This window comes from Levilactobacillus angrenensis, from assembly GCF_003946085.1.
GTDB lineage: Bacteria > Bacillota > Bacilli > Lactobacillales > Lactobacillaceae > Levilactobacillus > Levilactobacillus angrenensis.
This window is the reverse complement of sequence record NZ_RHOB01000001.1, coordinates 61,890-86,960: the sequence shown is the minus strand read 5'-3', so window position 1 is coordinate 86,960 and position 25,071 is coordinate 61,890. Positions and strand designations below refer to the sequence as shown.

At 51.0% G+C, this 25,071-nt stretch carries 21 protein-coding genes; 18 read left to right on the top strand and 3 right to left on the bottom strand.

Features of this window, described 5'->3' with window-relative positions; translation table 11 throughout:
- Positions 1-81: 81 nt before the first annotated feature.
- On the bottom strand, positions 82-1,080 hold the full coding sequence (locus EKM83_RS00385; RefSeq protein ID WP_125574780.1) for an NADP-dependent oxidoreductase: 999 nt from the start codon (positions 1,078-1,080) through the stop codon (positions 82-84).
- Positions 1,081-1,264: 184 nt separating this feature from the next.
- On the opposite strand from EKM83_RS00385, the gene EKM83_RS00380 reads away from it, so the two are divergent.
- From EKM83_RS00380 to EKM83_RS00370, 3 genes are all read left to right on the top strand, one after another.
- Complete coding sequence (locus tag EKM83_RS00380) at positions 1,265-1,603, top strand: ArsR/SmtB family transcription factor (RefSeq protein ID WP_125574674.1); 339 nt, start codon at positions 1,265-1,267, stop codon at positions 1,601-1,603.
- Positions 1,585-2,277 carry a type 1 glutamine amidotransferase domain-containing protein gene (locus EKM83_RS00375; RefSeq protein WP_125574673.1) on the top strand — a complete coding sequence of 231 codons (693 nt, stop codon included), beginning with the start codon at positions 1,585-1,587 and terminating at the stop codon, positions 2,275-2,277. The genes EKM83_RS00380 and EKM83_RS00375 overlap by 19 nt, the downstream gene beginning before the upstream one ends.
- A 179-nt stretch (positions 2,278-2,456) precedes the next feature.
- Positions 2,457-2,939, top strand: a complete 483-nt coding sequence (locus EKM83_RS00370) for a hypothetical protein (protein WP_125574672.1) — start codon at positions 2,457-2,459, stop codon at positions 2,937-2,939.
- 390 nt (positions 2,940-3,329) lie between these two features.
- Here EKM83_RS00370 and EKM83_RS00365 read toward each other — a convergent pair whose 3' ends face one another.
- Positions 3,330-4,496, bottom strand: a complete 1,167-nt coding sequence (locus tag EKM83_RS00365) for a DUF2075 domain-containing protein (RefSeq protein WP_125574671.1) — start codon at positions 4,494-4,496, stop codon at positions 3,330-3,332.
- A gap of 304 nt (positions 4,497-4,800) precedes the next feature.
- On the opposite strand from EKM83_RS00365, the gene EKM83_RS00360 reads away from it, so the two are divergent.
- The 4 genes from EKM83_RS00360 to EKM83_RS00345 all read left to right on the top strand — a co-directional run bounded on the left by EKM83_RS00360 (position 4,801) and on the right by EKM83_RS00345 (position 7,384).
- Positions 4,801-5,220, top strand: coding sequence for a UPF0158 family protein (locus tag EKM83_RS00360; RefSeq protein ID WP_125574670.1), 420 nt, complete (start codon positions 4,801-4,803; stop codon positions 5,218-5,220).
- Between the two features lie 103 nt (positions 5,221-5,323).
- Positions 5,324-5,809, top strand: a complete 486-nt coding sequence (locus EKM83_RS00355) for a hypothetical protein (protein WP_125574669.1) — start codon at positions 5,324-5,326, stop codon at positions 5,807-5,809.
- A gap of 308 nt (positions 5,810-6,117) precedes the next feature.
- Complete coding sequence (locus tag EKM83_RS00350; protein WP_125574668.1) at positions 6,118-6,735, top strand: sugar O-acetyltransferase; 618 nt, start codon at positions 6,118-6,120, stop codon at positions 6,733-6,735.
- Between the two features lie 163 nt (positions 6,736-6,898).
- Positions 6,899-7,384, top strand: coding sequence for a hypothetical protein (locus EKM83_RS00345; protein WP_125574667.1), 486 nt, complete (start codon positions 6,899-6,901; stop codon positions 7,382-7,384).
- Positions 7,385-8,090: 706 nt separating this feature from the next.
- Here the strand turns inward: EKM83_RS00345 and EKM83_RS00340 are convergent.
- On the bottom strand, positions 8,091-9,458 hold the full coding sequence (locus tag EKM83_RS00340; RefSeq protein ID WP_225418595.1) for an FAD-dependent oxidoreductase: 1,368 nt from the start codon (positions 9,456-9,458) through the stop codon (positions 8,091-8,093).
- An 86-nt stretch (positions 9,459-9,544) separates the two neighbouring features.
- Between EKM83_RS00340 and EKM83_RS00335 the strand changes: the two genes are divergently transcribed.
- The 11 genes from EKM83_RS00335 (at position 9,545) to pepI (ending at position 25,029) form a co-directional block, all read left to right on the top strand.
- On the top strand, positions 9,545-10,237 hold the full coding sequence (locus tag EKM83_RS00335; protein ID WP_125574666.1) for an EAL domain-containing protein: 693 nt from the start codon (positions 9,545-9,547) through the stop codon (positions 10,235-10,237).
- Positions 10,238-10,538: 301 nt separating this feature from the next.
- Positions 10,539-12,452 (top strand): Ig-like domain-containing protein, encoded by a 1,914-nt coding sequence (locus EKM83_RS00330; RefSeq protein ID WP_125574665.1) that lies wholly within the window; start codon positions 10,539-10,541, stop codon positions 12,450-12,452.
- Positions 12,453-12,647: 195 nt separating this feature from the next.
- Positions 12,648-13,784: an MFS transporter gene (locus EKM83_RS00325; RefSeq protein ID WP_125574664.1), complete on the top strand. Its 1,137-nt coding sequence runs from the start codon at positions 12,648-12,650 to the stop codon at positions 13,782-13,784.
- 1,129 nt (positions 13,785-14,913) lie between these two features.
- Positions 14,914-16,872 (top strand): Ig-like domain-containing protein, encoded by a 1,959-nt coding sequence (locus EKM83_RS00320; protein ID WP_125574663.1) that lies wholly within the window; start codon positions 14,914-14,916, stop codon positions 16,870-16,872.
- A 158-nt stretch (positions 16,873-17,030) separates the two neighbouring features.
- On the top strand, positions 17,031-17,531 hold the full coding sequence (locus EKM83_RS00315) for a hypothetical protein (RefSeq protein ID WP_125574662.1): 501 nt from the start codon (positions 17,031-17,033) through the stop codon (positions 17,529-17,531).
- Between the two features lie 132 nt (positions 17,532-17,663).
- The gene (locus tag EKM83_RS00310; protein ID WP_125574661.1) at positions 17,664-19,208 is read left to right on the top strand and encodes a hypothetical protein; all 1,545 of its coding nucleotides are present in this window, start codon (positions 17,664-17,666) and stop codon (positions 19,206-19,208) included.
- 48 nt (positions 19,209-19,256) lie between these two features.
- Positions 19,257-21,218: an elongation factor G gene (locus tag EKM83_RS00305; protein WP_125574660.1), complete on the top strand. Its 1,962-nt coding sequence runs from the start codon at positions 19,257-19,259 to the stop codon at positions 21,216-21,218.
- A 286-nt stretch (positions 21,219-21,504) separates the two neighbouring features.
- Positions 21,505-22,569, top strand: coding sequence for a ribosome small subunit-dependent GTPase A (gene rsgA / locus EKM83_RS00300; RefSeq protein ID WP_225418594.1), 1,065 nt, complete (start codon positions 21,505-21,507; stop codon positions 22,567-22,569).
- 328 nt (positions 22,570-22,897) lie between these two features.
- Positions 22,898-23,149: a hypothetical protein gene (locus EKM83_RS00295; RefSeq protein WP_164505547.1), complete on the top strand. Its 252-nt coding sequence runs from the start codon at positions 22,898-22,900 to the stop codon at positions 23,147-23,149.
- Between the two features lie 562 nt (positions 23,150-23,711).
- The gene (locus EKM83_RS00290) at positions 23,712-24,143 is read left to right on the top strand and encodes a MarR family winged helix-turn-helix transcriptional regulator (protein WP_125574658.1); all 432 of its coding nucleotides are present in this window, start codon (positions 23,712-23,714) and stop codon (positions 24,141-24,143) included.
- 1 nt (position 24,144) lies between these two features.
- Positions 24,145-25,029 carry a proline iminopeptidase gene (gene pepI / locus EKM83_RS00285; protein WP_125574657.1) on the top strand — a complete coding sequence of 295 codons (885 nt, stop codon included), beginning with the start codon at positions 24,145-24,147 and terminating at the stop codon, positions 25,027-25,029.
- The last annotated feature ends 42 nt before the right edge of the window (positions 25,030-25,071 follow it).

Here is a 25,071-nt window from a genome sequence, read left to right as displayed (position 1 = left end):
ACCCAAGCCCGGGATTATTCGGTGATCAGCCTTAATGCTCGCCGGCTAACCGCCTTTTGTCCCACTCTCGCTAATGGAGATTTAAGCAATTTGGATGATGATTTTTCCTTGAGCATGACCATTCCTAGAGTAAGTCAAGGCTTGGTCCAATTCCTGGAGGGGAAAGGTCCGGTCGAGAACTGGATGCAACTGGCCCGCTTCAATCAGTCTGGTGAGTTGCGCCAGCTCCTGCCCGCTCGGTGACATGAAGAGAAATTGGTAATGGACACCACGCTGTTTTTCCAAGCGCGACAAACGATGCGTGGCCAGGTGAAACAAGACCTGTTTCCAGCGGGGAAGGCCATAGGCTTTGGCGAAGCGTGCGTTTGGGCGACCAGAAATACTGATGATTTGACCGCCGGGTTTGACTACTGAAAAGGCGGATTCTAGACTTTGACCGCCTAGCGTATCGAAGACAGCGTCGTAATCCGTCAAGACTGCTGCAAAATCTTCTTGATGATAATCGATAATCCGGTCGGCACCTAACGCACGAACCAACTCGAAGTTGCGAGGGATCGTGGTCGTGGCGACCTGAGCACCCAAATGTTTGGCTAACTGGATAGCAATCGTGCCAATGCCGCCAGCACCAGCCTGGATCAGGATGCGTTGGCCAGGTTGCACGTTCAACAGGTCATGGAGTGCCTGGTAGCTCGTCAGACCAACTAACGGAATGGCGGCCGCTTCCGCAAAGGTGAGATTTTGTGGTTTTAAGGCAATGTCGTCGGGGTCAATGGCAATGTATTCCGCGAAGGTCCCGATACGGTTCTTTCGGGGGCGGCCATAGACGGCGTCACCAACCTGAAATTGGGTGACTTGAGCCCCCACGGCGACGATTTCGCCAGCAAAGTCGCTGCCGACGATTAGGGGCATCCGATAGGACAAAAGGAGTTTTAGCTCGCCAGCCATGATTTTTAAATCAACCGGGTTGATGCTGGCGGCCTTAATTTTAACCAGAACATCGGTTGGGCGAAGCGCTGGGCGGGGGACAGTTTCGAGGACGGGGGATGTTTGGCCATAGCGGTGAATCACCGCTGCTTGCATGGTGTTTGGCATAAAAGTCGTAACTTCCTTTGGTTTATTTTTTTCAACGCTTAGGTAGCATAGTACTGATTTGATTTAAAAATGTCAACAAAATAGTTTGTTATAAATGCTGATTCACTGCAGTTGACAGCGTTAGTTTAAAATGGTTTAATGGTCTAAACAAACGAACGGAAAGGTGACGGAATTGTCAAATTTAACCAAACTAAAGCACGAATTCACGAAATCAAGCGACTTTCTCGTGGCCTTGGGTGACCAGAAACGCCAGGCCATTATTGTGGCGTTGCTGGATCCCCAAGTAATTTATCGGGGACTTCAAGTTACTGACTTAGTAGGGGTCACGGGCCTGTCGCGGCCAGCGGTCTCCCACCATTTAAAAATCTTAAAGGATGTTCAGCTCGTCGATTACCGGCGAGAAGGCACCAAAAATTTTTATTATCTCACGCACCAGACGAAGGCGATTGACCAGTTGAAGACCCTCTTAGACCACGTAACGGAGACGATGACATGCAACCAAAAAATCTAAAGAAAATTCTGATCGTATTAACGAACACTACCCGCTATGGGCAAACGACTGACCCCACCGGTTTGTGGTTGGGCGAAGCCACTGAGTTTGCTTTGCTGGTCCAGCAAGCGGGCTATCAGGTGGATTATGTCAGTCCCCAGGGTGGGTTCGTCCCGCTTGATCCGCGAAGCATGAAGTATACGGATGAGGAGATCATGACCGTTTACGAAACCGCGGATTTTCAACAACGGGCTTTGATGAACTCGTTGCGGCCCGCCCAAGTGATTCCGGCTGATTATGTGGCGATTTACTATGCTGGCGGCCACGGGGTGATGTGGGACTTTCCCGATGATGAGGCGCTACAGACGATTGCCGCGGCCATCTACGGTCATGGTGGTTACGTGACAGCAGTTTGCCACGGTATCGCGGGCCTGCTGAATATTCGGACAGCCTCAGGCGAGTATTTGATTGCCAATCGCTGCGTGACGGGATTTACTAAGGCCGAAGAAGTCTTAGCTGGCAAACGTTCGGTGGTGCCATTCTTCAATCAGGAGGAAGCGCAGAAGCGGGGCGCAACCTTCATGAAGAAGCGCGCGTACAAGGCATACGCCGTTCAAGATGACCGGCTGATCACGGGACAGAATCCCTTTTCAGCGAAGGCAGTGGCGCGGCTGTTGATTCAAGCACTAGCTTAAGCAGAATAGTCCGGCAATCGGGAGGCGGAAAGACCTAGCGATTGTCGGATTTTTTAGTCGGGTCTACGCTAATTTGGCTAAAGAGTGGCTAGCTGTTGAGGTATTTATCGTGTAAAATGGTTAACCGGGTGGTATACTTCAATTGGAAACTAAATACATATTCTGATGGAGGAGACGTCATGAAACTGAATCATTTAGTTATTGCGTTAGGAGTGAGCTTGGGGGTAGCCGGTGGTGCCGTCACAGCAGTTGCCCAACCGGCTAGTGCGGCGACTGACAACAGTCGGTACTACAAGACTTACCATGCTATTCCGAAAGTGCTGCGGGGAACTTGGCGGACCAAGGGATACACGGAATATAACAGCGAAAGTAAGAAAAAAGTGCGCTGGACTTATACGTTTAAGAAACATTCTTATACGATGAAGGTCGACTTTCAAGGCAAAAGGAAGTCCAAAACCATCCATTTCTTGAAGAAAGAAATTCGGGATATCGACTACCGTTACAAGACGAAGCGGTATGAAATTTACCCAACCGCCGCGGCTGATAGTAAGCGCGCGTACGCCTCAATTCTGACTCTGAAGCCTACCCGGAAGCATGGGAAGCGGGTCATCAAGTCTTATCCGATTGCCGGTAAGCATATCACTTATTTGTATCGACGGTAGGCTTGTTTCATGTGGAACATTTTAGAGTTAAGGAGAGGCGTTGCTCATGGTAGAGTGGGTGCCGGCTAAAAACGGTGAAGCAATTGGACAGCTGGGGACAGAAGGTGGCGTTATCATTCGAGACGAGGAATGGCCTGGTGTGGGGCGAATTACGTTGGAAAGAAAGCGGACGGAGGCTGCAATTACTTGCGGGCTATATGGGACTTCTTCGATACGGCGTTTGCGTCGCCATCGGAAGGAAATCAAAAATACGATGCCATGAAAGCGGCCCTAGAGAAGTCACCAGATGATGTTCAAGGGCTTGGGGAATGGTGCGATTGGTTTGTTTGGCATTTTTAAATCCGAATGAAAAAGGACCCAAATTCTGGGTCCTTTAATGTTTCAGTAGTATTATTCACCGTGGTTTAATTCCAGCAATCGTTGCCGTAGCGCGTCATCATAAGCCGTCAGGTACAGTCCATATTTCCCGCGCTTCATCAGTACGTTCAAGACATTGGCGATGAAGGTCTTGTACTCGTCACGGGTGAAGTGCTTGTCCTTACGCTTCTTGAAGATTTCCTTGTGCGAGTATTTTTCCGGAATAATGGTCATCGTATCAGTTTGCTGGTCATAGCCAAATGAGGGGCCGATGATCATGCCGACGTAGTTCAAGTCAAAGCCCTGTAGCGTGTAAATGGTCCCCACCTGAGTGATGGAACCTTCGCGCTTGGCCCAGTGGGTGCGTTGCGGATCCCACTCATCCCACGGGAGGCTAAATGAGTCCATTTCAACGTTGTGGCGGCCATCAATTCGTGGGAAGCCCGAAGTGGCAACGACCCGACTCATGCCGACTTCCTTGTTGCGTTTCTTGATGTTTTCAAAGAGTTCGCCGGCTGTATCAAACATTTTAAATTCAAACTGGCTGTTGTCGGGGAAGGTCCGCAGTGGCTTTTCAGCAGTCAAGTCGTCCATCCAAGCCACCTGTTCGTCGCTGGCGACCATCCGGTACTGGAAATTCATGCTGAAGAGTTCGTGGGGGTGATTGCCGATGGTCTTGTAAAGCAGGTCCTTGTCCCAGTACATCTTGGATTGGAAAACCTGGTCGAAATCGTAAACGACCACGACGACCTTGGCCAATGCCATCAGGTCAGTCAACTGGTTTTGGCCGCGGTAGTGCGCGTACGGTTCGGATTTGGAATAGAGCAAATGCGCTTCGTCGACGAAGATGATATCGTATTTTTTATGATTCTTTTGGGCGTAGTTGATCAGGGATGTGGGCCGCCGAATCTCGCCCGCCTTCATGTTGGGAATCGATGCAGCGAGGTCACGATAGGCCTTGTAAAGTTCAGGATGGTTCACGACTAACGAGGTGCGGTAGTGCTTGTCGGTCATGTATTTGCGGACCAGTTCCATCAGCACGACAGACTTCCCGGTCCCCGCCGCCCCTTCGATGATGGCCACGGAAGAGGTGTCGCCCGTGAGGCCTTGCTTGATGTACGCGTTCAAGTTATTGATGACGCGCTTTTGATCATCGGAGAGGTCCTTGACGAAAAATTGTTCTTGTAAGATTTTATTCATAAGTAAACTCCTAATCAGTTGAGTTGTAGGCGATGCCGGCGCCTATACAAGCTTTAATTATAGCAGTTATAGTGGGGATGCGTGATTTAGATTTGGAGAAGAGGCTTTCATAATTTTTGAAATGGCTAATTTTGAAAACGGCGGGTGCTCAGTTGTACTGCGGGGAGAGCTACTGTATGCTAAAGAGGTCAGCGGAGTTGGGCTAAAGAAAGACCTAATCTGGGGAAAATGAACTTGCGTTGTGGTGGTGATTTTCTTGTGAGGATAAGGAAATTAGTACCAAAACGGGTAGTGGAGGGATTTTATGCAAGTAAAACTAGGTGACGTTATAGAAGCTATTGCGTGTACTGATGATGAGATGACCTACTACTACAGCAAAAAGACGGAGAAAGTTGAGCTGGTAGTAGAGGGTATGGCGGACTATGAAGCCGTGGCCGATGAAATCGAAGAAAATTCTGATCAGTACTTAAGGCAGCCCAGCCCCTATGAAATTAACGATTATCAAAAAATGATCGACTTTATTGATGGTTTACCAGTTGGCCAAGAAACCCAGCGATTGACCCGTGCTATCAACGGTCACGGGGCGTTCCGACGTTTTCGCGACGTGCTTGAAAGATTTGGACTCACACAAAAGTGGTATGACTTTAAGGATGCCGCTACTCGTCAGCAGGCGATCGAGTGGTGTCAGGAAAATCAAGTAAGTTTTACGGATAAGAAAGACTAATCTAGGCGGGCGGCAAACTCGTTTTTGCAATTAGTGTATTAATATTGTGGTGCAGTGATAGTGTAGCTGTTGAATTAAATGCAGTTAATGGGAGGTATACATAATGCAATTGAAGAGATTTGTTATGGCCGTTGCGGTGACGCTAGGTGTGACTGGTGCCGTTGCGGCGACAGCTAGCACAGCTGATGCGGCAAAAAGCAATGTAAACCCGGGCTTTCGCCAGTACAAGACCATGCCCAAAGCTTTACGAGGGACTTGGCAAGAAAAAAGCTATGGCAAGTACAAGAAGGGAATTAAAGTTCGCTGGACTTACCGGTTTAAAAAGCATTCTTACTCGATGAAGATGGATTTCAAGGGTGGTCACAAGAAGAGCAAGACCATCAACTTTTCTAAGAAAGAAATTGGTGGGATGTACTACGATAAAAAACATAAGACGTACGATGTCTACCCAGGTGGGAATAAAGTTCCGAAGAGTAAGTTGCCATATGCAGCCTATATGACGCTGAAGCCAGTGCGCCATAGCGGGAAGAAGGCCTTGGCTCTTTATCCGATTGGAGGAAAAAAGATTACTTACTTATACTGGAAATAAAAACTATTTTTAAAGTGCCCGGATGGCAATTTAATCCGAGTGTGGGTCAGGTTCAAATCAAAAGGACGCTCAGCTAACAAGGCAGATCCCTCTGTGTCTTTATTAGTGGCCACTATACATAGTACGTTTCTTGAAAGCAAAAATCGGTAATAATTTTGCCTAGTAATTTTAAAAACTTTTGGGAAAAACATTCTGTAAATGATATGTACTGGTCTCTTACAGGATGTTCCACGTGAAACAAATTTTCCGCCAGAAAAAAGTATGCTATGATAGCGGTATCAAAATCAAATCCAGAAAGGATCCGACCTATGACTAACCGCGACAAATTGCATACTGGTGACCTGTATCTACCAGACGACCCCGCCATTGAAGTCGAGCAAAAACGCTACTTAGACCGACTGTTCGATTACAACCAGACGCGACCGAGCCAGCCAGCGCAGCAGCAGAAAATCCTGCGAGAACTCTTCGCTGAGTTAGGCGAAAACTGCTACATCGAACCACCGTTTCATGCGAATTTTGGGGGGCACCACGTCCATTTTGGCAATAATATCTATGCGAATTTTAATTTGACGCTGGTCGACGATACCCATATCTACGTGGGTGATCACACCATGATTGGACCAAATGTAACGCTGGCCACGGCCGGCCATCCCATCAACGCGGAATTGCGGGCACGTAACTATCAGTACAACATGCCGATTCATATCGGCCGAAACTGCTGGCTGGGTGCCGGCGTCATCGTGCTCCCAGGCGTGACGATTGGCGATAACACGGTCGTCGGTGCTGGCAGCGTCGTCACCAAGGATTTACCTGACAACGTGGTGGCGGTTGGTGATCCGTGCCGCGTACTCCGCCAGGTCGGGGAGCATGACCGGAAATTTTACTTCAAGGATCGGCAGATTGACCCGGCGTTATTTGAAAAATAAGGGACCGTACAGAGTACGCACTAGTGATGGTGACGTACTTTTTTGCGTTGGTCATACAAATTCGAATTTTTTCGAGTGCCATTATGTGTCATGCCGGTATTGTAGGATGGAGCTGTGGCGGTCAAATGCCGCCATTCTAAATACTACTAAGGAGAACCACACCATGAAATTAACTAAGTTTATCGCGATTACCACAGCTATCACTGGTCTAGGCGTCACCAGTACACTGGCTACACCAACTACACCAGCTCAGGCTAAGGCTAAGCACACGCTGAAGACCTTTCCCAAGGCTTTCCGCCACAGCTGGTACACCTCAGCGGGGAAGCGGGGTAACGCCATCAAGTTTAAAGCCAAGACGGCGTGGATGCGCTATGACACGAATACGGAGTTTACCAAGTTCCATTTGCACGCAGAGAAATTGCCATTAAAAAACAGTACTAAGCCCTGGATCTACGCCAAGAAACAACACGGCGGCATTCACATTGGCCTGTGGGCCCGCTCCGTCACCCTACCGTTGGAAGCGACATATCGTGTACGCACGAAGACGTATCGGCACCATCACATCAAGGTGCTCCAGACCGTCTCTGGAAGCCACGTTAATGCCACTTACTATCCCAGCAAGAAAATCGCTGGTCATTTTAACCGGTAACCAAAAAGCGTTGGGCCGAGATCGCCCAACGCTTTTTGTCATACGCTAGTTTTTTTAGTTAACTTCCTGAAGGTTGAAAGATAAATATCAGCTAGAAGCACTGTCACCACGCGACTGATGACGTAAAAATTAGTCGTTTATAGCATCCTAGTGAGGACTGGCCGCCTACCGTCCGCCAACTATGGGTTGGAACGCGGTGGGCGGACCGGACCGAGCCTGAGAAGCGGTCTCGGCCTCGCTTTGAGCCGGAAATCGCGTCTCAAAGACGCCAGTTGTCTAAGCGGCATGAACCGTGCCGCTTAGACAACTCCCACGGCTGAACCCATATTTGGTGGACTCTCGGCTACAAGTGTACGTGCTAGCGAAAGTTGGCTTAGCTCCAGGTAACGGCTGATTTGACAACTAGTCTTTAATTAAGACAAGATTGCTGATTATCGCCAACTCGCCGGAGGCAGACAGAGGTGGAGCCAGCTGTGTCGACGGTGTTGGCTGAGGTCTTTTCTCAGCCTACAGCGTGGGGCGACTTGAGAGACTGGCGAACTTTGCCAGACTTTCAAGCGAACCGGAAGACCGCTTCTCAGGCTGGAGGTGTCCCCCATAGCAGGCGGAATCTCTGGCTGACACAGGCTCCTGGTTTCACTAATTTTAGCGGCCAGAACACTGTCGTTCCAGGGACTATTGCGTTAATGCTACTTTCAACCTTCAGTTAACTTCGCCAATACCCGTTTTCCTGTTCCACGGCCATTTGGCCCGCCAAGTTCAGGTAATTGAACGGTTCGTTGAAATTAGGCGAGAACAGCATGTCCATTAAGGCCAGCTGATCGATGGTCCCGCCGTTTTGAATCAGTGCCGAGACGGTATTGGCCGCCTGAGAAATGTCATGGGCGCAGAGTAGCTGGGCGCCGAGAATCTTGCGATTGTTCCGGTCATACACCAGCTCCACCGTGATGGGGTGGGGGGCCGGCATGAAGTTGGGCCGGTAGGTGCCCGTGTATTCGACGTGACCGACGTTCAAATCTGCCGCTTGAGCCGCCGCGACCGTCAAACCGGTGCAGGCCATGGTGTGCTCGAAAATTTTCATGCCCGTCGTCACCTGGGTGCCCAGCATTCGGAGTCGGCGGTCACCGACGTTGATGCCGGCAACTGTACCTTGCCGCACCGCGTTAGAGGCCAGTGGCGCATAAACGCTGTCGTCCGTGGGATTGTTGTGGCTCATGGCCGCATCGCCCGCGGCGAAGATATCGGGGTCCGACGTCTGGAGGTAATCATCCACCAAAATGGCGCCATTCTTGGCCATTTCCACTTGTCCTGCCAACAGGTCGGTCTGTGGCAACATGCCAGCGCTAATGGCGGCCATATCGACGTGGTAGCTGTCCTGGTCGGTAGTGATCAGCAGTTGATCGTCTGGCGCGTCTTGAAATGAGGTGACCACTGTGTCAGTCAAGACTTTCACGCCCTTACTGGTCAGTAGTCGTAAGATCTTATCACCAATCGCCGGTTCCACGTAGCCGTTGAGTAGGTGAGCCGGTTTTTGAATCAGCAGGACTTGGTAGCCAGCTGTGGCATAGCCTTCCGCTAGTTCGACACCGATATAACCGCCCCCGACAATGGCGACGCTTTGCTGGTCCGCCGCGTAGGCGCACAGGTCGTGGGCTTCGTCGTAGGTCTTACACAACAACACCTTGGGATTCTCCACCCCAGAAATAGCCGGGATGGCTGTGACTGACCCGGTGGCCACAATCAGTTTGTCATAACTGGTTCGGCTGATTTTTTTCGTGAGGAGGTCCTGCACCAGCAAGCAGTGCGCAGCCGCGTTGATGCGGATAACATCGTGGTTCGTAGCCAAGTGCACGCCGCGCTTAATAAAGTCCTGCGGCTCGGCGTATCGCGCATCGGCCAGGGCAGCGACGGTTCCTTCGATATGTAGATAGGTTGCGCAAGACAAGTACGAAATCGTGTTTTGCCGTTCGTAGACCGTGATGTCTGCCTCTGGATAATACGTTAAAATTTGCTTTACCGCCGCGATGCCCGCGTGGGTACAGCCGATGACGACGACTTTCATAACATTAATCATTTCTTTCTATTACTAATTGACTTCATTATAGTATACTGTTCTATAAGATAAAGCAATGCAAACTGTTTATGAGGGGGTAGTATTTTTTGGAACCAATCTATCGGTATTTTGTGCAACCACAGATTAATACGGAAACGAAGACGGTTTTCGGTTATGAATTGTTGATGAAGCAATTGACCCCTGACGGTTGGCGTTTACCAGCATCATTTTCGGCCATCGACTCACAAATTGTTGCTGACCTGTTAGTGGAAACGACGAAAGTTTTATCGCCTAAAGTACGATATTGTTCAGTAAACGTCAACCGTGAGCAATTAATGACGACGTCAATTGCCTCAGCGATTATGAAAAGCCAAGAACAGATTTATCCCACTCGGCTGGTCGTCGAGCTAACGGAAGACGACGGACCGCAACAGTATCCGGTCCAGGAACTGATGCCACAGTTAAAAAAGTTCCTCGATCAGGGGATGGAACTGTCTCTGGATGACGTGGGTACTGGTGATAATTATTTCACAAGTATTCAGGAATTATTGCCACTGGTCTCCGAAGTTAAATTTGCGTTACAAAATTTTGCGGAGGATTTCAGCGATCCTAAAATTCAGGAAAAAATCCATTTTTGGCGAGCCATCACCCAGGAATATGGCTTACGGCTGGTTTTAGAAGGCATCGAAACCGCTGCGGACAGTCAACTGAGCCGCCACCTGGGGATCAGGCTCAAGCAGGGCTATTACTTCAGTAAGCCGCGACTGTTGAAGCTACCAGGCGATACGTTTTCCGCTTAAACTGAGTTACTCAAAATGACATTGCGTCGCCACGATTCGTGGGCGCAGTGCCTTTTTTGATGGTAAAACGGTTAATGGTCTATTATTTGAAATATTTATATGTGACGGTAGCACTTACCCCGCGAGATGACTATAATGGGGGCAAATGAGTGGTGCTTGGCGATGAGCAAGGCGACAGTCTTTCTGAAGACTAAATAGTTCAGAGATAGACTAAACGTAAGCTAAAACCAATTAACCATATTTACTTCTAATCCAGTAAAACGATGGGTTAGAATTAATTATTCAGAAAGGAAGACCAGCAATGGGGCGGAGAATGCGGTGTGTTGGGATAATCTTGGGAATCATGTTAGTGATGGTGGGGCTTAACCAGTTGTGCCCGGCGACTGTGCACGCCGCGCCAACTGTCACGGTCCCCGGTAGAGGAACGCCCAGTCCAGCGCCGTTTGGCCTGTTTGGCTTTTACTTGAATACGGGCTTTAGCCTACAACCGGATGACCGCTACACCTATTTGAACTCACCCGAAACTAAAATCTTAACGACTGATACTGCCCACTCGATGTGGACCCTCGTGTCGGTTATGGCCAAAGACCATTTTCAATGGTACCAATCGACGGATGCTGGTAAAAGCTGGCAGAAGGTCGGGAAGGGAACTGATGCCGATCTCACCCTTTCATCAGACAAAGTGGGAACTATTTACTACCAACAATCCTTTCAGTATTACACCCTTTTTCCACTCCCGTTAGTCACGGCGACATACTATTCTCGCGTCGCTCAGGTTAAAACGTTACCAACGCCCGTGGATGCGACCGATTTGAAAGTTACCAGCGACAGTGATTACCTGTATAACAACCAGCAGGTCGCGGCCACAACTTACGTTCACGGGATCCCGACCCCCGCCAACGCAACGGGTAATTTGAGCTGGCGCAGTAGTGACGATAGCCTGGCGACCGTGGATGCGGCCACAGGGAAGGTGACGGCCAATATGGCTGGTAAAGCGGGTCGGGTCACGGTGACCGGGACTTTAAAGAACCACGACCGTGCCGATGTGACGGCCAGTACGACCATCGAGATTGGTGGGGGATTGACGGACCAAACCGTTGATGAGAATCAACCGGCGACCTTTACCATTTCCGGTGCGGGAAAACAGGCCCCCGATACCGTGACTTGGCACAAGGTGACGCCTCAGGGGGCGGACACCGTGGTGGCCAAGAACCAGAGCCTGACGTACACCACGCCAGCGACGACGCAGGCAGACGACCAGTCGCAATTTTATGCCGAGGTCACAGTGACGATGTTCGATGAACAGGAAAAGCCGCAGACCCAAACGATTACGACTAATCGGGCCAAACTGACCGTGAATCCCAGCCAAGACCCACAAGTGGCGGTGGATAATCGGATTGCGAACTTGACCGCTAGTAGTGGGAACACGACGACAGCGTTAAGCAACGTGATTCCCGGTGACCGTTGTCAAATCTCCGGAATCATCATGGATCAAAACAGTTATTCTCGATTGACCGACGGGGACTTCATCGTGCGGCTGCCGCGGAGTGCACAAAAGGTGACCATCAAAATCAATGGTAAGGAGGTGCAAGCCTATCAGCGGCCGACTACAGATGGGACCGCGGTAGACTTCATCGCAAGCGGCCTAGATTTTAAGGGAGATGCCCTGTGGCATGCGTTTGTCGTGACCTTCACTTCGCAACAAACCACGTCCTTACACTACACGACGCGCGTACAACTAGTGGGGAGCGATGCCGCTAATCATATTTTGGGGACCTACCAGGGGGAGCCGCTTACGTTGAATTTTTCCGATGGCAACCTGCAAGCGACCGCACAATCGGTAGATTTTGGAACCGTGGGGCCAGATGAATTTGGTCAAGACGTGGCCGCACAGGGGACGGGCGACCTGTTAGCGGTGGTGGATAATCGGCGGGAAAAAGCCGCCACGCAAATCGACCTCCAGCAGGTCACGGCCTTTCAAGCTGGTGACCGCCAACTGACGGCCGTCCTACATTACGACAATGGGCAAGGTCAGCGCTTGCTGTTGGGTACGGCGGCCCAATCCGTTGCGACGGTTGCGGCCGGCCAATCGGTGCCGTCACTGGGACCGGGCCACGGCCAACACTTGGATTTTCGCTTGGCCCCGTCTGCGATTTACCCGGGGCACTATCAGGCAACGCTGCAGTGGACCTTTATTTCGGCCCCGCAAGGCTAATGTTTCACGTGAAACAAAGCAACTTTTGCTTGCACTCTGACCGGTCGGTGCGCTACACTTTTAACTAACTTAATAGACTATCGGAAGACTTAAATGTTAGACAAGGTGCGGCAGCGCATCGGAGGGTTACGGCCAGATAAGATTGCTTCAGTGATCTTATCTGGCCCTTTTTGTTTTCCTAGGGGAGGAATTTAGGTGCAACAATCGTATTGGAGTCGTAATTTTATTTTAATTTTGGTGGGCAACGCCCTGTTATTCATGGTCTACAACATGCAGGTGCCCGTGTTGCCGCTGTATGGCAAGCGGTTAGGGCTGTCACCGGGGCAAATTGGCATCTTTGTGGGCGCCATCATGTTTGCCTCATTGGTGACCCGGCTGTTCGTGCCATGGTTCTCTGCGAAATTCAGCAAGCGGGGGCTATTATTGGGCGGTATCCTGTTGTATCTGTTGGCGGCCATCGGCTACCCACTGCTGAGTGGCTTTGGCCTGTTGGTGGGGTTGCGGTTGTTCAATGGTCTGGGGCACGGCCTGACCACGACTTATTTTGCCACCTCGGCCGCCGCAGAATTGCCTAGCCAAAAAATTGGCGAGGGGATGGGCTACTTTGGAATCGGGACCATGGTGACCGCCTCATTGGCGCCGTTGCTGGCCTTGGGTGTCGTGCATCACTATGGCTTTACCGCCTTCTTCACGGCCTGTGTGGGCATCTTATTGGCGGCGGGATTGGCGATTCTGGGGACCCGTCAACCAGCGGTGATTCCGGTGAAGACGCACCAAGCTGCACCGGTCTTTGATCGGCAATTTCTACCGCAGTGTGGATTGGTCTTTATCCTGGGTGTCTTGATGAGTGGGGTCATGACCTTCACCCCCATTTATGCGCAACTGCGGCAGTTGACCGGCATCTCGGGCTTCTTCTTTATTGCGGCGATTGCGGGCGTGGTGATTCGGCCTATCGTCGGTCGGACCTTTGATCACCGGGGACCCCGGTTGATTCTGCTACTGAGCACGGTGTTGTTGACGGTCGGCATGGCGCTCATCGCGGTGATCGACCGTAATTGGGTATTGCTGCTGGCAGGGGTCTTCTACGGTGTCGCGGACGGGGCTATTTACCCGACGTTGCAGGCGTGGGTCTTCAAGATCACGACGCCCGCTAACCGTGACACGGCGACTGGCATGTTTCTCAACGCCTATGACCTGGGCATGGGGTTGGGGGCCGTGCTCTTAGGTGGGGTCGTCGAATTAGTGGCTTACCAGGGCATGTTTTGGGTGCTGACAGCTGTCTCGCTAGTGTATATTGGGTTGGCACTGGGGCTAAGTCGGCGAGCAGGATAAGGATAGCGAGGCAGGCAGTCTTCACAAATGGTGGGGCTGTCTGTTTTTTTGAAGAATAATCGTGGCCTTATGCATGAATAGTTAAAATAATTTAACCCCAAAATGATATTCCGCAGAAATAAAAACTATAATAAAATTAGTGAGAGTGATTCCTGAATAAGTAACTTAATCGGCCAGCTCAGATGAGAGTGGGACAAAAGGCGGTTATCAGCTAAAGGTTGAAAGATAAATATTAGCTAGAAATATTGTCACCATGCGACTCATGATGTAAAAATTGATCGTTCACAGCTTCGTAGTTCGAACTGGCCGCCTACCGTCCGCCAACTATGGGTTGGAACGCGGTGGGCGGACCGGACCGAGCCTGAGAAGCGGTCTCGGCCTCGCTTTGAGCCGAAGCCCGCGTCTCAAAGACGCCAGTTGCCTTAGCGGCATAAACCGCGCCGCTAAGGCAACTCCCACGGCTGAACCCATATTTGGCGGACTCTCGGCTACAAGAGTGTTTGCCAGCAAAAGTCGGCTTAGCCCCAGGTGGCGGCTGATCTAGCGACTAGTCTTCACAATGGTGCTGATAAACATCAACTCGCCGGAGGCAGCCAGAGGTGGAGCCAGCTGTGTCGACGGTGTTGGCTGAGGCCTTTTCTCAGCCTACAGCGTGGGGCGACTTGGGAGCCTGGCGAACTTTGCCGGGCTTTCAAGCGAACCGGAAGACCGCCCCTCAGGCTGGAGGTGTCCCCCATAGCAGGTGGAATCTCTGGCTACCGCAGGCTCCTGGTTTCACTAATTTTAGCGGACAGAACACTGTCGTTCCAGGGACTATCGGGTTAATGCTAATTTCAACCTTCAGTTATCAGTTTTAAGCGGAACCAGCTGCCTTTTGGCGAGGTTTCAGCCATTTAAAGTTGGTGCACAAAAAGAGTTTGGGCGGTTTTGTCCCAGACCCGCTTGCGTCGACTTTAAATGGCCGCAACGTGGGCCTAAGGGTGGCCGGTCATTAGTGAATCAGTCTCAGTAAAATGAGCGCATCAGCTGAGTTATAGCATTAGGTTAGCGGCTAGTTGTCACGTTGTTTGGTCGTGCGCGACTGTAGCTGGCAGGGCCTAGCTGGTCGGTTTTAAAAGGAGAGGACGCTATGGCGGGTAAGAAATTGGGTCGACTACTCGTGGGGATTTTGACGTTGTTGGTAGCAATTGGACTATTTAATGGGATTAGCGCAACACCAGTCGTCGCTCAGGCCGCGACAGTCACGGGATATGGAACGCCAACCCAAGATCCGAGCAGCTTTTTGTTTTGGTATTCGAATACAGGATTTCGGACGCAACCACAGGATACGTACACAACCGTGGGGACAACCAAGAAGTTAACGACTGCAGTCGGTTACTCTTTCTTGGATACGTTCTTCAATGGTCTTTCTTATAATCATTTTCAATGGTATCAATCGACAAATAACGGTGCTACTTGGACAGCCATTAAAGGCGCAACAAGCTCGACATTGAGTGTTACGCCGACTAAGCCAGGAACTATTTATTATCAAGAATCTTTCGGGTATTACCTGTTTGTTCCGCCGCTGTTACCGGATGAATATTACTATTCACGAGTCGCTGCGGTTACTGCCTTGGGGAGTCCAATCAATGCCACAGGGATTACCGTTACGGCAGATGATCACTATTTATACAGCAATCAGGATGAAGCAGGAACGACGACGGTTCATGCGACGACAGCCCCGACAAGTGCGACCGGTGACGTCACTTGGACTAGTAGTGATCCTAGTCTGGCTACGGTTGATAAAAATTCAGGGATTGTGACTGCGAATAGCGATGGTAAATCGGGTACCGTAAATATTACCGGTACCATTACGAATGAGGATGGCACGACTAAGAGTTCTTCGGTGTCCATCAAAGTTGGTGGCGGGCTAGATGATCAGACGGTAGACTCAGGTAAGACAGCAACCTTCACAGTTCAGGGGAAGTTTCCGACTACACCAGCCGCTGTGACTTGGTACAAAAAAGCGGCCGGTAGCAGTACGGCTACTAAAGTCGCTAGTGGAACTAGCTTAACGTATACTACACCAACAACGACTTCGGCTGACAATAAGGCACACTACTATGCTGACATCACGATTAAGTCAGGAATCAACTCGAAGACGATTACGACGAATAGCGCTCAGCTCAATGTCAGTTATAGTGACACCCCCAAGGTTGCTATTACGGGTACGGCCACGGACACAACTGATAATACTGGAAATACGGCGCACGTACTGACAAACATTGTCAGTGGGGATACGGTTAAAATCACTGGGACGATTACGGATACGAACCCTGATACGAAGATGAAGGCGGGACTGCTTTTCATCAAAGTACCGGCTTATTGCTCCGATACAGCCATCAAAGTTGATAATGGCACATCGGATATTCAGGCACCAATGAAGATAGGTGATTCGTATTATTTGGTTACTAGAAAGGCAATTGATTTCAGTAGCAATCACTCGCATTCATATGAAGTGGATTTTAAATCATTAGTGGATACGGATACTGACTTTACGACGAATTTGCAAATGGAAGCGTTCAACACTGATGCGTCTAGTCTAAGTGGGGAGGCATCACAGGGGACCAACTCGGTTCTGGGTACAGCGAAGGATGATCATTTTGATACTTATACTAGTCCGGACATCAATCTGCACTTCTCCTCTAATACTTTGACAGCACAAGCAGGGGATGTCACGTTTGGCTCGTTATCTTATGCCAATGTCGATCAAGTTATTGAAGGTCAGGTTTTGGGCGGTGATGACCTACTGGCAGTGACGGATGACCGAAGAGACAAGACTGCGACGACCATTTCCTTGCGGCAGGCGACCCCGTTTTCGGACGGGACGCATACGTTGACAGCTAAGCTGAGTTACGCCAACGGGAGTACGGTCAAGCAACTGACAGATACGAATCAAGTCGTCTTGTCGGCTGGGGCGGGCATTAAAGTGGGTTCGTTAAATGCTAATCGCGGACAAGAGTTACAGCTAGTTCTCGCTAGCCAAGCCATCTATCCAGGAAACTACACCTCCACGCTAGACTGGACGATTACCTCGGCACCATCCTAAAATCAGCGAAATTCAAGCAAATGACCGACACCAGTTGTCGGTCATTTTTTAATCATAAATAGCGTTGACCCGACGCCAGCGAACCGGTATGCTAAACGCAACTAGGCCGGCTGTCTGTGGGTCCTGCCTAGCAAATCAACTTATTTGGAGGCATTCTGATGAAACTGACAAACTGGGTAGCGCTGGCCCTGCTGGTTGGCGCGACAGGAGCCATGAGTCCCGTGACGGCTCAAGCAAAACACAAGACGTCTTTGGCAACATTTCCGCGGGCGTTGCGCGGAACTTGGTATCAAGATGTCGGCAAGGTCGGGGGATATCACTATTACAATGGCGTGCGCTTCACGAAGCACAAATTTTACTTCCTCGCCAACATGACTAAAAACTTCGTGGGCAGTCCATTGCACGCGCGAAAGCTACCGGTCAAGGAAACGAAGAAGCACATGGACTGGGTGTACGCGACGAAGAAGAAGGGCTTGATTCGGGTCGAGCCGTGGACAAACCAAATCACTTTGCCATTAGCTGGCTATTATCGACACGCAACGATTAAGCGCAAAGGCAAGAAAGTCAAAGTTGTACAGGAAGTTTCAGCCAATGGTAAACGGGTCAATTACCAATATTACGCAACGAAAAAATTAGCTCGGCAATTCAAGACGAGATAAGTGGGGATGGCAGGGCCAATGAAGTCATGGTTGAAAGCTGAAAATCAGCTAGAAACATCGTCACCAGGTGCATTCTCCGCGTGGGTACGGTAAAATTGACCCATGGTACACCAGAATAGGGAGGCATCACTAGTGGCAAATGAAGTAGAAAAAGCCCTTTGGTTAGGATTTCAGAATTCGGCAGATTATCGTGATTTGGCTGAATTTCCTCGTGACGCGGTCGAACGAACGTTGGAACTATATCTTTCGGGTATTGACGACAGTGGCAAATCAGCGAATTTTCATCAGTGGACAGTACAGACAGTGTTACCAGCCTTAGCGGATTTTATGGAAATGCCTGACCTGAAGAATATGCCAGGAGCTGATGGATTCACAATTTTTAGTTTTAACGTTATCAAGCGTTTTCTGCATTATCTAGCTGAGACCGGGACCACTAAGATTCAGACAGCGGCCTTAGTCGCAGCCCTAGACCGTTATGAACAGATGCTTGATGACCAGCTGAAGGAAAAGAATCTGGCAGCCACGAGGGGGCGTGACTTTGATGAAACTGGTGGCCCTAGCTTGCCAGCGTGGCAAGAGTATACAGCAAACAACATTCAACGGTACACAGCCAAGTGGGTCGCGGCTTATCTAAAAAGTCCAGGTTGGCGTAAAGACCGCAATCCTGGACTAACCCGGGATACGTTAGAGTTAGCCGTTGAACAGCTGAGCGAACAAGCCTATGACACGTATCGCAAGACCCCTAAGAGCTGGACGAAGAAAGTCTTATCTAGCGTCTTATGTGGCTATTTTGTGTCAAATTTAGATTTGACAGCAGCAGAAATCGGGGCGGTTATTCCAGTCATTGGCCACGTCATGACTTTTGCGGCCGAACAAGGGTGGTTGAATGCCAACCGCGCTGAAAATTATCAGCGCTACTTAAACGCCATCGCACCCAAAGCAGTTGCTCAAGCTCAGGACCCTAACAATTTTGGCCCAGCCAAACAAGCAATTATACAGATGCGGTCTGAAGGCATCGAACCCGATGATGATGCTGCAGTCCAAGCCTTTATGGATAAGGTAAATGCCCAAAGAGGTCTGGACAGCGCCTATGAAGGGGGTGCGCGTCTCCCGGATGGGACAGATTTCACGGCTGAAGAATTCCAAGCCCTGTTAGCTGATGACGATCTGATGACCGATCTGGCAGTTAATTTTGATACGGATCCGCAAGAGAACTATTTAACGAAACCCCATGTCACTGAGGTAAGTGGTCGGCGTTGGCGCCAGGCGGATGCCAGAATGGCCCACGGCAAGAGCATTTTCTTTGGGCTACGTTTATGGTTATTACGGACCCGGTACCCGTTAACCGGCGACTCGTGGCAGGGGGCGTTTAAACTGATGGACGTTTTGGCGCAACTCGCTGACATGTTGTACAGTCAACAACTAGTCGCGATTGATGAGTGTCCGGCAGTTATTTGGGAAGACTTTGCCCAATGGATTCGTCAAGATGGCTATGAGCCACAACAAGTACTGGCCTTGTTGACGGCGCTAATGCGGATGTTGGTTGACGACGGCTATCTCTCTGCTGAAGCGGGAAAACGGAATATTGCGACCTTCCAACCAGTGGTTAAACACCGGCAGGGGAATGTTATTTCAATGAAGGCTGCGCGGAAACGTCAGCGACGGAAAAAGCGCTAGAAATATTAGGCATGAACTAAAACGATGTAGGAAGGGAGTCATGGAGTGATGAAACACATCGTAGCGGGAATCGTTGCCCACGTGGATGCCGGCAAGACCACGCTATCGGAGGCGCTTTTGTACCAATCCGGCGCGGTCCGGCAGTTGGGTCGCGTCGATAACGGGGATGCGTTCTTGGATCCCGACGACTTAGAAAAACAGCGTGGAATCACTATTTTCTCGCATCAGGCGAGCCTGACCTACGAGAACCTACAGCTGACTTTGTTGGATACCCCAGGACACGTGGACTTTGCCTCGCAAACGGAACAGGTCCTCAGTGTCTTGGACTATGCCATCTTAGTGGTATCGGCCACCGACGGCATTCAGGGCTACACCCGCACACTGTGGCGCTTACTGGAGCACTACCAGGTGCCCACGGTCGTCTTCGTCAATAAAATGGACGCCGTAACGGCCGACCGGGACCGCGTCTTATCACAGCTACAAACGACCTTTTCGCCAGGCTGTATTGCCTTTGAAGGGACAAACTTATCCGCGGAGGCGACGGAAAATGTAGCCATGCAAGACGATGATGTCTTGGCCGACTACCTGGAGACGGGAGAGCTGGCTGACAAGACAGTCCGGCAACTGATTCACCAGCGCCAGGTCTTCCCGTGTTTCTTTGGCGTAGCTTTAAAATTAGACGGCGTTGACGATTTCTTGTCTGGATTGTCTTATTGGACGCAAGAGAATAACTATCCCGACGAATTTGGGGCTAAGGTCTTTAAAATTTCTCATGACCAGGACGAGCGCTTGACTTGGGTGCGCTTGACCGGCGGTGTCTTGGCTAACAAGGACGTCATCTTGGGGGAGCAAAAGGTTAATCAGCTACGGGTCTATAACGGGTCCAAATTTACGGTGCACCCCCAAGTCGTGGCGGGAGAAGTCTGTGCCATTCCGAATTTAACGGACACGCATCCGGGGCAAGGATTGGGACAACAGGCCGCTGGTCGAACGCCGGAGATTCAACCGGTCTTGACCTACACGGTGGATCCTGGCGATAACGACATTCATCGTTGCCTGACGGTTCTCCAAGAACTTGAAGACGAAGACCCGCAACTGCACGTGACCTGGTCCAACCAGCTGCAAGAGATTCGCGTCCAAATCATGGGCAGCGTACAACTGGAGATTTTACAGCAATTATTGCGCGACCGATTCCACCTAACGCTGGGCTTTGGTGCTGGTAGCATTCTCTACAAAGAAACCATCACGCAGCCGGTGGAAGGGGTCGGGCATTTCGAACCGCTGCGGCATTACGCGGAGGTCCATCTGTTGCTGGAACCCACGCCACGGGGCAGCGGGCTGACGTTTGCTGCGGACTGCTCACTAGAGGTACTGGGGAAAAATTGGCAACATCAAGTCCTCACCAATCTCCGGGCCAAGGAACAGTTGGGCGTTTTGGTCGGGGCGCCGTTGACCGACGTGAAGATCACGCTGGTCACCGGCCGCGCCAGCATCGTCCATTCGGTCGGCGGCGATTTCCGCGAAGCAACCTGGCGCGCAGTTCGGCAAGGCCTGATGATGTTACGCCAAAAACAGGCCTGCCAATTACTGGAGCCCTGGTATCAATTCCGATTGGAAATTGGCCAGGACCAGGTTGGGCGAGCGATGAACGATATCCAGCGGATGCATGGGCAATTTGACACGCCCGATGGGACGACCAGCGCGGATGGCATGGTCGTGCTGACCGGGACGGCGCCAGTCGCCGAGATGCAAGACTACACCCAAGAGGTGCAGGCGTATACGCACGGTAAGGGGCAACTGGAATGCTTGGTTGACGGCTACCGGCCGTGTCACAATCAGGCGGAAATCGTGGCCGCGCAAGACTACGCCCCGGTGGCGGACTTACCGAACACGCCGGATTCTGTGTTTTGTGCTCACGGTGCCGGCTATCCCGTGCCGTGGGACGAGGTGCCAGGTATGGCGCACGTTGATTATGCGTATTCTCCCGCGGCGTTGCGATCACTGGGCTAGGGCGGTCCGTGTTGACAACCGGTGTATGACCATGGTAATCTAATGGCAATTAAATGAATCGGAGGGTTGCTCGATGTCAGTCGTTTGCTAAGCGTTACGCAGGATGCTAAAAAAGTGGAAAAATTTCCGCTGTGTTTAGTGTGCCCGTAATGGTTAGAATGAATCGCTGACAGTCGAGCGCCCAAAAATCTCGGGCGTGGTTTCGGCTACGCTCTTTTTGTGACCCAAAATTACCAGCATTCGTTAACCTTTCGGGGACCGTCATTGATGAAAGGAACCGATTAAATTGACCATTGATTTACAAGCGTTTGGCGCCACCGCTGACCTCGTTACCCAAGCAAAAACCGTGTCCGGACAAATGTTAGCCCGAGTCACGGCGCAACACCGTGAGCTGTATCAAGTCATGACAACGCAGGGCAGTCGACCCGCACAGGTGGCTGGTCGACTCAGCCATGAGTTACGGCAACCGACTGATTTTCCCGCGGTGGGGGACTGGGTCGCAGTGACCGCCACCCAGTCGCCGGCGATGATTCAGCGAATCTTGCCGCGCCAAAGCGTCCTGATTCGGGGTGCGGTCGGCCAAGCAGGCGGTCAAGTGATTGCCGCCAACGTCGATACCATTTTCATTTGTATGTCGCTGAATGCGAATTTCAACGTGCGACGGATCGAGCGTTACCTAACGATGGCGTGGGATAGCGGTGCCGTGCCGGTCGTGGTGCTGACGAAGGCTGACTTGTGTGCCAATGTGGCGGCTAAGTTGGCGGAACTGGCGCCGGTGACATTGGGCGTAGACGTGCTGACGTGCTCTGCACAGACTGGTGCCGGGATTGCTTCGTTGAAGGCTTATGTGACGGGCAATCAGACGGTGTCGTTCATCGGGTCTTCAGGCGTGGGCAAATCCACACTGATCAACCAGCTATTGGGAAGTGACCAGCTAGCCACCCGCGCGATTCGCGCCGATGATGACAAGGGTCGTCACGCCACGACCGCTCGTGAACTTTTGCGTTTGCCAGCGGGTGGGGTGGTGATCGACACCCCCGGCATGCGCGAACTTCAGGTTCAGGGCGGTAATTTAGACCAGGCCTTCGCCGACATCACGGCTCTGGCCAGTCACTGCAAGTTCCGCAATTGTACCCACCAAACGGAACCGGGGTGTGCCGTCCAGGCTGCTTTAGCCACGGGCCAACTGGAGGCAGAGCGTCTGGCCAGTTACCAGAAGCTGCAGCGCGAATTGGCCTACAATGGGATGAATGCGCGTGAACGGGAAAATGCCAAGATTGCCCGGGCCTTTGGGAGCAAGCGGGCAATGAAGCAGGTTATGGACCACGTAAAGCGGGAGAAGCGCCGCTAATGTTTCATGTGGAACAATCGTTATGGGGTAGCAGAACTTTCTGAGGAATCATCACCATCAATCAAAAAGTCACCGGCCGCTTTCCGATTTCATGAAAGCGTCTGGTGACTTTTTGAATTTCTTCTTGAATTTTAGGCTTCGTGGATAGATTGGTTATTATAAAATTAATATGTATTTATTAAAAAGGTTATAAGGATAATAGTATCGACGATGAACTAAAAACGACTGATAATTAGCTCAGATGGCTGTTAACGAAGCTCGCGGATATAACTATGCTGGCTGGCACGACTAATCGTCCATCTAGCATAGTGGCGAGGGAGGCAGTAATGTGATGAATATCAACAATGCCTGGCCGCTTTTGCTAGTGCTGCTCTTATGGGTCTACAAGGCAAGAATTAACGCCTTTTACCAGTCTCACCTCAATCTATTTACTAGTGTTTGGTTAAATGCGACGATGATTTTTCTCTACACGAGCATCATTTTACTCACCCAGGTTAAGATTACCTGGCAAGCCGTAACGCTCTTAGTTGCGGTAAATATACTTGGTGATTGGTACCTAATGGCCAGGCAACGAAAATAGGTTGCTACAGCAAGATGGCATAGAACTAAAGAGTGGGACAAATGGCGGTTAGCCGGCGAGCATTAAGGCTGATAACCGAATAATCTCGGGTTTGGATTGTTTGGTTATCAGTTTTAAGCGGAACCGGCTGCCTTTTGGCGCACGTTTCGGCCATTTAAAGTTGGCGCAAAATGGGGCTGGGATGTTTTGTCCCAGACCCTAGTTTTTAATTTTGTTCCCAACCTACTTACGAATGCTAAAATGCGATTTGGTGGACTCGAAGCAGACTTGCGAAAAGAACTGGACACAGTCATTACGTGGCGTTCAAACGATAATTAAACAGTTTTGGCCAGGACGACCGTTTGGTTCTGCTGGGTATAGGTAGCGTCGGATCAGTCTCGAATTTTTTTTACTTGGAGATTAAGTCAGTGAGTTGTTGGCTGTCAAGCACCTCCCTTTTTATATAGTTAGTTAATCTAACAGTTAGCCTAGCTATAGCTGATTTTATCAGCTGCTAATCAATTAGTTCAGCTAATTGTATTTCCACCAAATACTTTGGTAAACTAAAGGCGAGGTGATCCCAATGGCAACGGAAAGCAGTCAGGCGATTAGCACACGGATTCGGGAGATTTTTCTCGCCGAACAACGGCAAATTGCGGCCGAGTTGGCCGATGACGCGGCAGTGACGCCGCAACAGGCGGTCGTTTTACAATTGATCGATGAGCGACCAGGGTTGATTCAACGCGATATTGTGGACGTTATGCAACGGCGAGCGGCCACGGTCTCGGCCTTTTTAAAAAAGCTAGAAATGGCGGGATACATCGTTCGCCGGGTCCCTACCGACAACACCCGTAACAAACAACTGTATTTGACCGTGAGCGGCCAACGCGTCGTTGCCGCCTTCGACCGGGCACGCGCCGATGTTTACCAGCAGCTGACCGTGGAGCTGAACACCGCTCAGCAACGCGAGTTACTAACACTGCTGACGACAGCGCAACGCGGATTGGGGGGTTAACATGCAAGTTCACGAAGGGTTTATGCCGTTTCGGCAGTATCAAACGTACTACCGCGTCGTTGGAGATTTGACGGCCGGGCCGACGCCCTTACTCCTGTTACATGGGGGACCGGGGTCGACGCATAACTATTTCGAAGGATTTGACCAACTGGTGGCACAAACGGGTCGGCCAGTTGTGATGTATGATCAGTTGGGCTGTGGCCGCTCGAGCATGCCCGACGACCCTAGCTTGTGGCGCGCAGAGACCTGGGTGGCGGAACTGACAGCGTTACGCCAATACTTGAGCTTGAAGCGGGTCCATTTGTTAGGTCAGTCCTGGGGTGGCATGCTGGCCATCATTTACCTGTGTGACCAGCAACCAGCGGGAATTCAGAGCCTGATCTTGGCCAGTACGTTATCGTCGGCGGCCCTGTGGCGGCAGGAACAACACCGGCTGATCAAATTCATGGCTCCGGCCGATCAAGCCGCCATCGCCCAGGCCGAAGCTAGTGGCGATTTTACCACGCCGGCTTACTTGGCAGCCAACGACCGCTACATGCTGGCGCACGCGGCGGGACCGGTCACGGCGGACTCACCCGAATTTTTACGGCGAACCAAGCAGGCGGGCACGACCGCGTACAATGTGGCGTGGGGTCCTAACGAGTATTTTCCCACGGGCACGCTCAGCGACTATGATTACACGGCCAAATTGACCGGGGTCACAACGCCCACACTGGTGACCAGCGGCACCAATGACTTGTGCACGCCACTAGTCGCCAAGACCATGGTGGATGCCTTGCCTCACGCGACCTGGACGCTGTTTGCCCACAGTCGCCACATGGCGTTTATTGACGAAACTGCCGCGTATTTGGCACGGTTGACATCGTGGCTGGCGGCGCAAGATTAAACAAATTAAAAGGTCCCCGACACGTCTAGATGACGTTGCCAG